General features: G+C 68.3%; 12 protein-coding genes and 1 pseudogene. 6 read left to right on the top strand and 7 right to left on the bottom strand.

The genetic code is table 11. From position 1 onward, the window contains the following. Window positions 1–190: PHP domain-containing protein (locus ACWDR4_RS48780; protein ID WP_450418501.1), on the bottom strand; the 190-nt coding region annotated here is incomplete at its 3' end. A gap of 86 nt (window positions 191–276) precedes the next feature. After that, window positions 277–1,096, bottom strand: a pseudogene (locus ACWDR4_RS48785) (DPP IV N-terminal domain-containing protein); the annotation flags it as partial. Between the two features lie 943 nt (window positions 1,097–2,039). Between ACWDR4_RS48785 and ACWDR4_RS48790 the strand changes: the two are divergent. Further along, a complete protein-coding gene (locus ACWDR4_RS48790; RefSeq protein ID WP_389355859.1) occupies window positions 2,040–2,243 on the top strand; it encodes a hypothetical protein in 204 nt (67 codons plus the stop codon). A gap of 174 nt (window positions 2,244–2,417) precedes the next feature. On the opposite strand, the gene ku is transcribed toward ACWDR4_RS48790, so the two are convergent. After that, entirely contained in the window at window positions 2,418–3,341 is a 924-nt protein-coding gene (gene ku / locus ACWDR4_RS48795; protein WP_450418503.1) for a non-homologous end joining protein Ku, read from the bottom strand. A gap of 77 nt (window positions 3,342–3,418) precedes the next feature. Here ku and ACWDR4_RS48800 point away from each other — a divergent pair, with 77 nt between their 5' ends. The 5 genes from ACWDR4_RS48800 to ACWDR4_RS48820 all read left to right on the top strand — a co-directional run bounded on the left by ACWDR4_RS48800 (window position 3,419) and on the right by ACWDR4_RS48820 (window position 7,834). Continuing rightward, entirely contained in the window at window positions 3,419–3,559 is a 141-nt protein-coding gene (locus tag ACWDR4_RS48800) for a hypothetical protein (RefSeq protein ID WP_450418504.1), read from the top strand. 711 nt (window positions 3,560–4,270) lie between these two features. After that, complete coding sequence (locus tag ACWDR4_RS48805) at window positions 4,271–4,600, top strand: hypothetical protein (protein WP_450418506.1); 330 nt, start codon at window positions 4,271–4,273, stop codon at window positions 4,598–4,600. A gap of 83 nt (window positions 4,601–4,683) precedes the next feature. Beyond that, a complete protein-coding gene (locus ACWDR4_RS48810; protein ID WP_450418519.1) occupies window positions 4,684–6,315 on the top strand; it encodes an ISL3 family transposase in 1,632 nt (543 codons plus the stop codon). Between the two features lie 53 nt (window positions 6,316–6,368). Beyond that, window positions 6,369–6,839, top strand: coding sequence for a hypothetical protein (locus ACWDR4_RS48815; RefSeq protein WP_450418508.1), 471 nt, complete (start codon window positions 6,369–6,371; stop codon window positions 6,837–6,839). A gap of 377 nt (window positions 6,840–7,216) precedes the next feature. After that, the gene (locus tag ACWDR4_RS48820) at window positions 7,217–7,834 is read left to right on the top strand and encodes an HAD family hydrolase (RefSeq protein WP_450418510.1); all 618 of its coding nucleotides are present in this window, start codon (window positions 7,217–7,219) and stop codon (window positions 7,832–7,834) included. 354 nt (window positions 7,835–8,188) lie between these two features. Here ACWDR4_RS48820 and ACWDR4_RS48825 read toward each other — a convergent pair whose 3' ends face one another. From ACWDR4_RS48825 to ACWDR4_RS48840, 4 genes are all read right to left on the bottom strand, one after another. Further along, window positions 8,189–8,824 (bottom strand): hypothetical protein, encoded by a 636-nt coding sequence (locus tag ACWDR4_RS48825; protein ID WP_450418511.1) that lies wholly within the window; start codon window positions 8,822–8,824, stop codon window positions 8,189–8,191. A gap of 143 nt (window positions 8,825–8,967) precedes the next feature. After that, a complete protein-coding gene (locus ACWDR4_RS48830) occupies window positions 8,968–9,627 on the bottom strand; it encodes a 2'-5' RNA ligase family protein (protein ID WP_450418513.1) in 660 nt (219 codons plus the stop codon). A gap of 89 nt (window positions 9,628–9,716) precedes the next feature. Continuing rightward, window positions 9,717–9,989, bottom strand: coding sequence for a hypothetical protein (locus ACWDR4_RS48835; protein ID WP_450418515.1), 273 nt, complete (start codon window positions 9,987–9,989; stop codon window positions 9,717–9,719). Window positions 9,990–10,076: 87 nt separating this feature from the next. After that, window positions 10,077–11,435 carry a replication-relaxation family protein gene (locus ACWDR4_RS48840; protein WP_450418517.1) on the bottom strand — a complete coding sequence of 453 codons (1,359 nt, stop codon included), beginning with the start codon at window positions 11,433–11,435 and terminating at the stop codon, window positions 10,077–10,079. Window positions 11,436–12,139 lie beyond the last annotated feature (704 nt).

Here is a 12,139-nt window from a genome sequence, read left to right on the forward strand (position 1 = left end):
CGGCGGCCTTGGCGAAACGCACGACGCCGGCGACGGTGTCCCGGTCGGTCAGCGCGAGCGCCGACATCCCCCGCTCCGCAGCACGCCGTACGAGGGCATCGGGCAGGGAGGCACCGTAACGGGCCGAATAACCGGACGCGGTGTGCAAATGAGTAAAACCATCGCCCCGCACCTCCTGTCGCTCGCGCACCCCCTGCCCCGCCTGTACCTCCTCTGGGATCCACACTACCTCGATATTCGAGCAGATGTTCGATAGCGGCTCTGGAAGCGCTGCGTCACGGCGCATGGGATGCGCCGTGCGCCCCCTCAGCGAGGGTCACCTGTGGGGTGATGCCGGGATCTTCCGCAGACGAGGCGAAGGTCGCCGCACGCTCGCCGTCGCGAACACCTGCACGCGGGCGCCTGGCTGGTCCAGCTCGGCGGACACCGGCACGGTCACGCCTCGGACGCGTACCGCCGAGTGCACGCCGGGCTCCAGTGAGACGCGCTCCAGGTCGAGCTCGTTGACGCGGTAGACGTGCACCTCGCCGGTCTCCGAGTCGGCCGAGGCGGCGATCAGCACGTTGTCGTCCGAGACGTCCAGCACTGCGCATATGTGCATGCGCCCGTCGGCGGGCGTTCACCTACCGCGCGGATCCGCGCGCAGCCCCCGTCGACGATGCGCACCAGCTGCCCGGACGGGCTCCAGCAGGGCACCCCGGGGAAAAGTTCACGCCAAACTGGATCTTCGTCGGCGCACACCATCCGGGTCACCCCCGACCCCGGGTCCACGGCCTGGAACAACTGGCTGTGCTGGTCCCCGCGCCTGGACACTGATCAGCGGCACACCCGCCGCTGACCAGTGCACATGCACCAGATACGGGTAGAGGCCCCCGGTCCCAGGAGACCTCCGTCCGCGTCCTGTCCAGGCCGATCACGAACAGCAGTACGCCCGTGTTCGCCGTACCCGCCGCCGGATACGCGAGTGCTGTGGACGTTCCGGATGGGCCGGGCCGGAGATCCACCAGCGCCGTACCGACGTGTCGTCCACCCGCGCGGCTAGCAGCCGGTCCGAGTCCGGCGACCATCAGAACCCGCGTGACCGGCCAATCCCCTCAGTTGAACCGCTGGTTGCGAGCGTGCTGGCGGCGGGAAGGAATCGGACTCCGTCGTCATCCTCCGACCATATTGGCCATGCGCCCCCTTGTGAGGCTGTACGCCGATCGATGCGCATCTGCCGCTAGCAATGATGGTGGGTAAGTCTTTTGGCACATGAGAGGGCCCCCGGCGCGCGTTCCTGGCTTCCCAACCTGAAGCGCGTCAAGGGCCCAACTCCCAGGCGAACCTAAGAGGAGAAGTACATGCCAGTACCTCAATGTGTGACTGCCCCGGGTGACGAACCGCTACACGGTGCGCAGCGGTGGCATGTAGTCGTTGTCACCGTGACGATCACGGTGGTCGTGCTCGTATGCGCCGGTGTGAGCCCTGAGTGGCTTTCCGGGATCGCCGCCCTGGTCAGCGTGCTGACAGGCACTTTCAGTACCGCTAGCGCCAGGAGCGATAGGCGGCACTATGGGTGCGCTTAGCACGAAAAGCCCGATTAATCGAGCTGCCTCGTTCCGGACGTGACGGCGGACCCCTACAGCTCTCGGAATACGGGCTTCTCCTGAGCGTCTCAGCTGGCCAATGCGGCCAGCTGAGACGCTCAGTCACAGGTAGTCAGACGTACACACGGCAAGCCCGGCGGCCGCCAGTGCGATGCCCGGGAAGCAAGAGACCGGTGCCCACGCCATGCGGCCGCGGGAACCAGACACGGTCCCCGGGCTGGATCGTCGGACTCGGCACCAGCACCGGCGAGCCGCTCCAGGTCCACGACGGCGAGTGCGGCACAACCGGCAGACGACACCACGCCCTCAAACGCGACGAAACCCGCTGCTGCACGTCACCGACTTGGGCGCCCGGCGAAGCCTCCACGGCGTAGCCTCGAACATCCGTACCATCCGCCCGTTATCCTGCCGACTGGGCGACTTGCGGTGATCGCCTAGAACAGGACCCTGCCGATGACCACGACTCCCCCGCCGCCCATCAACGAGCCGGACCCGTCCGCGCTGACCTGCCCCGGCGACCGTGTCGGCCTCTGCGCCGGATGCCAGCGCAAGACCCACAGGTACGGCTCAGGCGGGTGCCCACTCTGCCAGTGGTGCATGACGCCGGCGATGGAGCGGTGGGGTCCGGGCGTGCGCTACACCAGCATCCGCGCCTAGCGACGAAGAACCGCGAGCACCACCGGGTCCAGAGCTCATCGAAGGAGCCTGGCCGTACTCGGCCGGGTCACCTTGGAAAACGCAGTCCCGCGCCAGGGCGCCACCGTGCAGCCGCCCACGCGGACGGCTGCTACAGCACGGGTCTACCGCAGCCGCCCGGACGACCGTTTCTTCTTAGGCGCCTCGTTTCGTCGCGGCCCTCTTCGTGGCCTTCTTCGCGACAGTCTTCTTGGCGGCCGTCTTCTTCGCTGTCTTCCCGGCCGTGGCCTTCCTCTTCGGCAGCTCGTGCACGTCGGCGTCGCCGCTCTCGCCACGGGAGGCCTTCGCCTTGGCCACGGACTCCTCAAGAGCCGCCATCAGATCGAGCACCCGCCCCGTCGGCTCCACACCCGCCGGCGGTACAGGCGGCGCGCGGTGCTCCCGCTTGGCCTCGATCACCTTCTCCAGGGCATCGGTGTACTGGTCCACGGCGAACTCCGCGTCCTCGATGCCGTCGCGGGTCATGGAGTCGATGAGGGCCCGTGCTCCGGCGACTTCGTCCTCGTCCAGCTCGACTTCCCCCGGCGCCAGGGCGGAGGGGTCGCGGACCTCGTCCGGCCAGCGCATCGCGTGCAGCACGATCGCCTCGTCCCGCACGCGCAGCAGACCGAGGCGCTCCCTGCCGGACCAGGCGTACTTCGCCACCGCGACCTTGGAGCTGCGCTCCAGCGCCTTCCGCAGCAGGATGTACGGCTTAGCCGCGACCTGGCCGCTCGCCTGGAGGTAGTAACCCTCGGCGATCATCAGCGGGTCGATCGAGGCCGCCGGGACGAACGCCTGGATCTCGATCGCCTTCGCCGTCGGCAGCGGCATCGCCCGCAGCTCTTCGTCGGTGACGGTAATGATCTGGTTCTTGGCGATCTCGTAGCCCTTGCCGATCTCCCCCTGCGTGACCTCACGGTCCTCGATCTCGCAGAACTTGCGCACACGGACCCGCGCCATGTCCTCGAGGTGGACCTGGTGGAACCGGACGCTGTGGTCCTCGGTGGCCGACTGGACGTTGACCGGCACCGTGACCAGACCAAAGCTGATCGCGCCGGACCAGATGGTTCGGGGCATGACCGACCTCCGCGACTACCCCGAGCACCACCAGACTACGAAGGCCACCGCAGCCACGCATTCGCATGCCTTAACAGATGGCGTCGATGGCGCGGGACCTGAAGCAGGATTCGGTGGATGCCACGCTGGAGCGGATCACTGTTTCCGCCACCGAGTCGGTCGATGGCGGCGACGCGGCCGGCGCAGATGGCGGTGCAGCGCGGAGCAGTCCATTGTGAGAGGGGGACGACTTCGACGGGAATCGGCATGGATGTTCGAGATTTCCAACCTATGGAACCTGCCTCGGATCACGTCTCGACCGTAGAAGAAGGAATCGAGCTCAAGAGGCTTATCGTCGAGCGCGTTGCTGAGGAGCGGCGCCTCATAGAGGACGTACCCGGCCCCAGCGGGCCCTGGCTACCAGTCAAACTCTGGCGCTGGATGGGCTATTACAGCGACCCTCGCGTTCTGGCGGACGTCGCCAACAGAGCGCCACGCAGCGGAGCCGGTGAGCTCGTTGTCTGTGCCGGGCCTGTCGCGGGCGCATGGAAGTACCACGCATGGATGCTCTACTGACAATGGCCCTCAGAGAACAGCTCCCGGTTACTCCCGCGCAGATGGAGTGACGGGCGGTGGCGCCGCTACCTCAACATGCGAGCTCACCAGTCCCGAGGGCACACTCGCAGGACCGCCAGGGCCCATCGCACCCCTCGGAGATCCCTGGCTATCGCGTACAGAGTCGTTACTTCAGAGAAGTGACCAGACCAAAGCTGATCGCGCCTGACCACACGGTTCGGGGCACGCACACCTCCGAGACGGGCCCCGAGAACACCACCAGCGTACGAGCGCCCACGCCCTCCGGCACGAGGAAGGCCAGAGCCTGCGCCCGGCCCGGGCATCAACGAGGCGACCGTGACCGCGCTGGCGCACCGGTACGCCAGGATGGCGGCATGACACCTGCGAACCCCTTCGACGTCGAGGCCCTCGTACCGGGTGAGATGGATGTGCAGACCGCGCTCGCGACCCTGTCCGTACGGCAGTTGCTCCGGTGGGTGCTGGACGAAATCGCCGCTCATCCACAAGCGGCGGCCGGTCTGCTGGCCTGCGTGGTCGTGGGGCTCGAACAGCAGGAGGAACTGCCACAGGCCGGTGTTCTGCTCGCGCAGTTCGTTGCACACCACGAACAGGTGGACGACACCGACACCGCGATCGCCGCGTACCGCCGGGAGCAGTACCCGTACCCGGTCGACGCCGTCCGGTACGCCCGACTGGCTGCGTAACTCTCAACGAGGATCAGGCACACATTCCGTGAGGACGATCACCGGGGTTCCAGAGCGATGACGTTGCGTCATCTGGGACCGTGGTGCGGTGTGACGAGCTCGTCCGAGTGTTGTTCCCGTACCTCGCTCCCGTGTGGGTAGACGCCGTTCTCTCGGTGGACGACGTGGTTCATGTGGTGGCCAGAACCCGGGATACCGCTGTGTTGTGCCCGGACTGCGCGGCGCCGTCCCAGCGGGTGCACAGCGCCTACGAGCGGCATCTTGCCGACGGCCCGGTGGGGGATCAGCCGGTACGGATTAATCTGTCCGTCCGGCGGTTGTACTGCGAGAACACCGCCTGCCCGCGCCGTACGTTTGTCGAGCAGGTCGACGGGCTCACTGTGCGCTACGGCAGGCGGACCCCGGCCTTCCACCGGGTACTGGAGGCGGTGGCCGTCGCTCTCGCCGGCCGTAGCGGTGCTCGCTTGGCGACGATCCTGCACAGTGTGGTCAGCCGCACGACTCTGCTCCGGCTGGTCATGGCCATGCCTGATCCGTCCTGGACGGTGCCGAAAGTGCTGGGGGTCGACGACTTCGCCACCCGCAGAGGACAGCACTACGGCACGGTTCTGATCGACTGCGAGACCAGCCAGCCCCTGGACCTGCTCCCTGGGCGGGATGCAAAGACGCTGGCCAGCTGGCTGCGTGCCCATCCGGGCTCGGAGATCATCTGCCGGGACCGGGCGGGCTCCTACGCCGACGGTGCCCGCACCGGGGCACCCCACGCAATCCAGGTCGCCGACCCCTTCCACCTGCTCCAGAACCTTGGCACCGCGGTCGAACGCTGCGTGCGCCAGCACAACGCCTGCCTCAAAGCGCCCGATGCCGACGAGAACGGCATCGTGCACATCCCCTTCGCCGAGCCGGAGAGCACGACAAAAGAGATGTCGCCCATCGAGGCCCGGCTACGACAGCGTCATGCGATCGTTCACTCCCTCCTCGACCAGGGGCACGGCATCCGGGAGATCGCCCGGGAACTGCACATAGGCGGCAACACCGTCCGCAAGGCCGCCCGCGCCGAGACACCTGAGCAGATGCTCAACGGCCGGCACCAGCTCCGCCCCAGCCGACTCGACCCGTTCAAAGACCACCTCAACCGGCGCTGGGCCGAGGGCCAGACCAACGCCATCGTGCTGCACCACGAACTGAAGGAACTCGGCTACCAGGGCAGTTACCAGATCATCAGCGACTACCTCAGGCCCCGCCGCCGACAGCGCATCCGCATCGTCGGCCCGGCACCGCCAGGCGTTCGACAGGTCACGGGCTGGATGATGCGCAACCCAGACCACCTGCGCGATGACGAGCGAGAACAGTTCACCTGCGTCCTCGTACGCTGCCCTGAACTGACCGCCGCCGAACGGCTCGTCCGCTCCTTCGCCGAAATGCTCGCCACACGCTCCGGCCAGCACCTCAAGGACTGGACCGTCGCCGTTCAGGCCGAGAACCTTCCAGGACTGCACGCCTTCGCGCACGGCCTGGAGAAAGACTGGGACGCCGTACTCCAAGGGCTGACCACTCTCTGGTCCTCCGGACCCGTCGAAGGCCGCGTCAACCACATCAAGATGATCAAGCGCCAGATGTTCGGCAGGGCGAAACTTCCCCTCCTCCGCAAACGCGTCCTCCTCACAGCCGCTCGCCCGCCAGTACGTCCCGTAAACGTCGGGGAGCCCCGGTGACTCTTGACCACAGACATAGAGTGACTTCCTCGACGGGTCGGAAGGGGTGCGCCGTGGAGATCACCGTGCAATGGATCCGGACGTCCTGGACAAAGGAGTCCCGGGGTGGAGAGCCTGCCGCGCGCAGGAACGCGGCCCCGGTCGGATTTACTCTCCCGCATGCCGAGGCCTCCGCGCACGTGATCCGCATGCATGAAAGCGACGGCTTCGACCCCTATGACAGCTGGGAAGATCTGCGCAAGGTCGATGTCCAGCTTCGCGAGGCCGACGGAAAGCTGCGTGTCCTTCCCCGAGTGCAGCCCCTGTTTGGTCTGCCGCCTCGTCCCCGACGGCCTCCGGCGGTGCGGCTCGTCCCTGGACAGTGGGTGCGCTGGCAGCTGAACTATCGGTTCAGCAGCGCGGCCGGAATCCGCGGCTGGTCGTACTGGCTCGACACATTCAACATCGCCTACGGCCCGGTCGGCGCCGATGTGTTCCTATCCGCTCCCACCGTATTCGTCGACGAGCAGGGGCCGCTGCGATAGCCCCGCTGCGAATGTCGACCACAGCCTCAGATGACGCTACGTCACTGCACGGGAATCCTGGTGATCGTCCTCACGGAATGTGTGCCTGATCCCTCAACGAGAGTCGTTTGTCGATGAGTTCGCGTGTCGTTCAAGGGCCGGTGGGCCGGTGAATGTCGGCGAGTTTCGATGTCACCCGGGCGCCCGGACGGCTCACCGCCTGATTCTCTTCCTCCGTGGGGATCACAGCCGCGGGTTGAGTTTTGGCCCTGCCTGTTGAGCCTCACATCTGATGGTCTTGACCTTGCCCGTAGGTGAAGGCCGACAGTGTGCAGGGCAATCAAACCAGCGATCTTCGTGCTCTTGGCTCGGCCGGAGACTGGATGAGGAGACCTTGTATGGAATCGCTCTGCGTCATTCTCGACATCGGGGGAGTCTTGGAGATCACACCCTCGACGGGGTGGCTTCATGAATGGGACGAGCGGCTCGGACTGCCGCCCGGGAGTGTGGACCAGCGGCTGGACGATGTCTGGCAGGCCGGTGCCGTCGGGACGATCAGCGAGACGGAGGCGCGGGCGCAGGTCGGCGCCCGGCTCGACCTTGATGCTATGCAGGTCGAGTCCTTCATGGCCGACCTGTGGGCCGAGTATCTCGGGACGCCGAACGTCGAGTTGATCGAATATGTGCGGGGGCTGCGGTCCCGTTGCCGGCTGGGCATCCTCAGCAACAGCTTCGTGGGGGCCCGTGAGCTGGAGACAGCGATGTACCAGTTCGACGAACTGGTCGAGCAGATCATTTACTCCCACGAGATCGGCGTCTGCAAGCCCGACCCTCGGGCCTTCGAAATGACGTGTGCCCGCCTGGAAGTACGGGCGGCGGACTGCCTCTTCATCGATGACTACGACGTCAACATCGACGCCGCCCGTGCCGCAGGAATGCAGGCTCACCTCTTCGAGGGCAACGAGCAGACCATCACCCGCATCGCGGCTCACCTGGACGGCGCGGCTTCACATTGAAAACGGCGTACATGTCCATCACCTGCAGACATGCCTTCTGCCGCTCCTGACGAACCCATTGCTCTCGTGCCAGAGCGGCCTGGTCACGAACCTGAGCCCGTACGGCGGCCGCGTTCACCTCCGCGCCGATCCGAGCGCCACGTACTGCGGCACGCCCACCCGCGACAGCACCGACAACCGCGCCGACAAGCCCGGCGATGCCTGCGACAACCGCCGCCCAACCTTGATCCACGCGTTCGAACCTGCCAGAGGCCCAAGGTCCCGGGAGGCCTTTCACCCGACACTGGCCGCATCACTACCAGCGCGGTGGCCACTTCCAGCCGTGGAAGTCAGGAAGATGCGTTCCCACCCGGGTCAGGCCGCCTCGGACACGGCCCTCAGGCCCTCGATGCCCTGGTAGGCGAGCGGGTCCTTGACCGCAACCGGCGCCGTGATGCCGATGGCCGGCGCGGTATCGGCCAGGGCGACAAAGTCGATGCTGTAGGTGTGCAGGCGGTAGTCGGCGGCGCCTTTGCGCTGCGGGTCTTTGGCCGTGTGGAACAGCAGCCCATGCAGCACGTCGTCCGCAGCCGAGGCCAGTCGCTCCGCTCGCTGGGGGTTGCCGGGCAGGAATGCCGCCCGCCACCGGTCGGCGTACGGACCGGTGGGCTCGGGCCAGCCGGGTGTTCCCGGTGCCGGGTAGCCCCTGCCGCAGACCCAGTACCAGAGTTCCTGGCGGGCGTTGTCCAGATTCAGGTCGCCGGGGGTCCGCTGGTGGTAGGCCATGTTCAGGCGCAGAGTCTCGGCGATGGCGGCGGGAACGTGCTCGATGTCGCCGTCCTCGAGGTCGGCGCTTCTCAGGCTCAGCCCGAGGTGCCGCTCGTTGGCCCGGGACCAGGCCAGGGCGGCTTCGGCCCACGGCCAGCAGTCGGTGTACGGGTGGCGGCCGGTTCGAGCGATGTACCGCTCGGCGTGGGCGGGCACCCTCATGTTCGTCTCGCTGCTGCTCACTGCGTCGCGCCCCCTGTTCAACGGCCCGTGGTCGTGGGTTCTTCGCTGGAGTTTCTCACCAACGCCGGTGAGCGGGCAGGGCGTTCGGCGGGCGCGGCGCCTTCGCCTGGCCTGCAGTCGTACGGCCGGGTCTGTCCTCTGGCTCAGGCCGCCGTCACGGTGGCGGCGTGGGCCAGGGGGACGACGGCGATCGGCGTCCAGGTGATGTGCCGGCGGTCGTGGCGCTGGGCGACCAGCGACAGGTGGGTGGCCCGCAGCACGACGGGGCCGCCGGGGTGGTCGGAGAGCCACGCCTTCATCGTCCGGCGGTCGGCCCGCTCGAGGCCGCCGGCCCCGTAGGCGAGCGAGGTGTGGGGGTAGTAGCCGTCGTCCGGGATCCGTGGGAAGCGCCCGCCGGTGACGTCGGCGTCGACGACGGTGGTCAGCTCCCACAGGCGGCGGGCCGCCGCGCCGGGTCGTGCCGGGCACTCCACCGCGACCGTGGCGACCGAGGGCCTGTCGTAGATCAGGTCGAACGGCGCGATCGTGGCGCAGGCCTCGCCAACTCGGTCGACGACGGCGGTGATCTCCGCGTCCGTGTACTGGTCGACCGGGCCGCCGTGCATGACCGTGGTGTGGATCCACTGGGCAGGAACCGGCGCGAGACCTGGGCGGTGGCTCAGCTCCCGGTACGGGGCCACGAGGTGTTCCTCCACCAGGGCCGCGTCGTGCAGGAGATGCCAGTGCAGGTCCTCCCGGCCCGCAGGCCAGGCGTGCCGACGGCTCTCCACTCTGGCAAAGAAGTCACCTATGTGCGCAGCCACGAACTCCCCCTCAACGGCAGGTCTGTGATCGTCACGCTACCGGCGGCCGTCGAACAGGCGTAGTGCGGCAGGGACTTGCGCCGAGTGCCTCAGGGCGAGTCGCCGGACCAGTCCCAACGGCCCTGATCACCGGGGCGCGGGTCGTACAGCGCCCGGCCCCCAGGCCCGAACTGCCCGAGCTCCGTGAGGAGGGAGACGCCGTCGTCGATCTCCTCCGGCCTCCAGCCGGTGATGTCGAGCAGCAATCCGTCCAGCGGCCCGCCCACCAGTTCGGCGTAGCGCCGTCCCTGCTTCGGGCCCGGGTGGTCGGGGTCGGCTCCGTAGATCCGGCCGCGCAGCAGCTGCTCATCGTCGCTGTCCATGTCCTCCAGCCTCGCAGCCGCCACCGACAACGCGGGCTTGCCCAGGACGCTGTGGGCTTGCCCGCGCTGCCGGGGCGGCTTGGCGGGTCAGGTCCGGAAGCGGGAGATCCAGCCGCCGGCCTTCTGGTCGGCCTGCTCCTGGTGCTCCTGCTCCTGGCGCTCACGTTCGGCTTGTTCGGCCTGCCGCTCCGCATCGAGTGCCTGGTGCCTGCAGTCGTCGCACAGGTGCGGGTGGCTGTCCCCGCGGCCCCAGTCGACCGCGAGGCTGGCCTTCCACCGGTCGTCGGTGAACTTCTGCCCGCAGTCCCCGCACACGGGGCGCTGCGCCTCGCGTTCGGCTGCCTCCTGCACTTGGTGGCGCCGCGCGTCTTCGGCGCGGCGGGCGAGGAAGGCATCCCGGCGAGGGTTGCCGATCGCGTCCCAGAGGTTCTGGTAGCCCTCGCGGCCGAAGCGCCGGAATGCGGGCCCGGCCGGGCCGTGCTCGCGCAGCAGCTCCAGCGTGGTCGCCACGATCGGCATCTTCTCGTTGTAGATGCGGAAGCCGCCTTCGGCCCACTGGCCCTGCCAGTGCTCGCGGGTGAGGTCGGCGACCCGCTCCATCTGCTTCAGCGCGGTCCGCTTGCCGACCCGGTGGAAGACGAGCAGGACCGGCGGGTGCGTCGCATCGCCCCACTGGAGATCGGGCGCGGACCATCGGGTGCGCCACATCGCCTTGTCCCGGCCGTCGGTGTCCTTCGCCTGGCGGCGGTAGTGGCGCATGTACTTGTCGAACTTGGCCGCGATGATCGGGGCTTCCTCGGTGCAGTTGTCGGCCTCGATGAACAGCAGCGGCAGCCCTGCCTCCGGCGCGGTGAGGACAATGTCGGCCCACGCACACCCCACGCCGGGGTTCTTCCACGTGCCGGTCGACGGGAGCGCGACCTCGGTGGCGTAGGAGGTGATGGTGCCGATCCCGTCGGGCGCGTCGACGACGGCCTGGGCGGCCGCGACGGCTTCGGCCGGCTCACCGGCCACCAGGTCCAGGTCGGGCTTCGGGCGGATCATCGCGATCACCGTCTCGTTGACCGTCATCGCGTGCGAGGCACCCGAGCGGCCCGCGCTCTTGGGCATGCCGCCCATCTCCTCAGGCCCCCGGTCCAACTCGAGTCCGGCAGCGGCCAGCCCTGACGCAGTGAGCAGGCGCACCTCCTCTCCCCCTCGGGTGCGGCCGCCGTCGACGGACAGACCGTGCCGCCTCAGGTCGTTGAGCGCACCGCGATGAGAGGCGGTACGCGCCTCCTTCCGCTTGGCCGGCGTCTCCTTCGTGGTGTGCCGGTACGTCAGGTGCGGTGAGGACAGCCGCTGGATCTGATCCGCCGTCGCGGCCTTGAGCACCCCGAGCGCGCGCAGCACATCGCCGCGGTGTCCGGTCGATGATCCCGCCTCGTTCGTCTTGCGCTTCGCCATCAGCCCCGCCCTCCCATGCGTCGCGACCGGCCCCCGGCCGGGCGCCGGACCCCGGCCGCAGAGGGCACCAGGCGCGCCCTGAACCCGATGATCGCCTCCACCACTGACACCCCACCCCCACCTATTTCCCAGGGCTTGGTCAGTGAGAGGAGGAGAGAAGAGGGTTGTGACGCCGCGCTGCCGTCCCGAAAAGCCGTGCTGTGCAGGGCAAATGCGGCCGGTACCGGTGCCGGGCACGGAAGTGGGTACGGCAGTAGGATCGCAAGCGCCGGCGGCAGGAGGCTGCGGCGGCTTTCCCAGCCGACCAGTCCTCCCGGCGCTGGGCACGCGGCTCTCCCGTCGGCGGCGCGGTCAGGGTACGGCGGGCGCCTGTGGTCGGTCATCATCCCGGGTCTCTCCCTTGTGCGTTGGCGTCCTCCACCGGCCCGGTGACGGCCGGTGGCGCGCCCGTGGGAGAGAGCCGCCCGATGGCTCGGTGGCCGCTGCATGCCCCTCCTGCGGGCGCGTGCGGCAATCGTGAACACCCGCCCCTTGTCCTCGACCTGTTCACGGCCGGTAGCGAGGTCGGTCTAGGAGAAACGCCACCCCTTGGCGGCCCGCGCCGAACCGGACAAGGGGTACGTGGTCGCCCCGACCGGGCCCCCTTGTCGAGTCCTGGTCGGGCGTAGTCGTTGACGCCCTGGCGGGCCCGCCAGTACACGGAC

This window comes from Streptomyces sp. NPDC000878 (assembly GCF_053599695.1).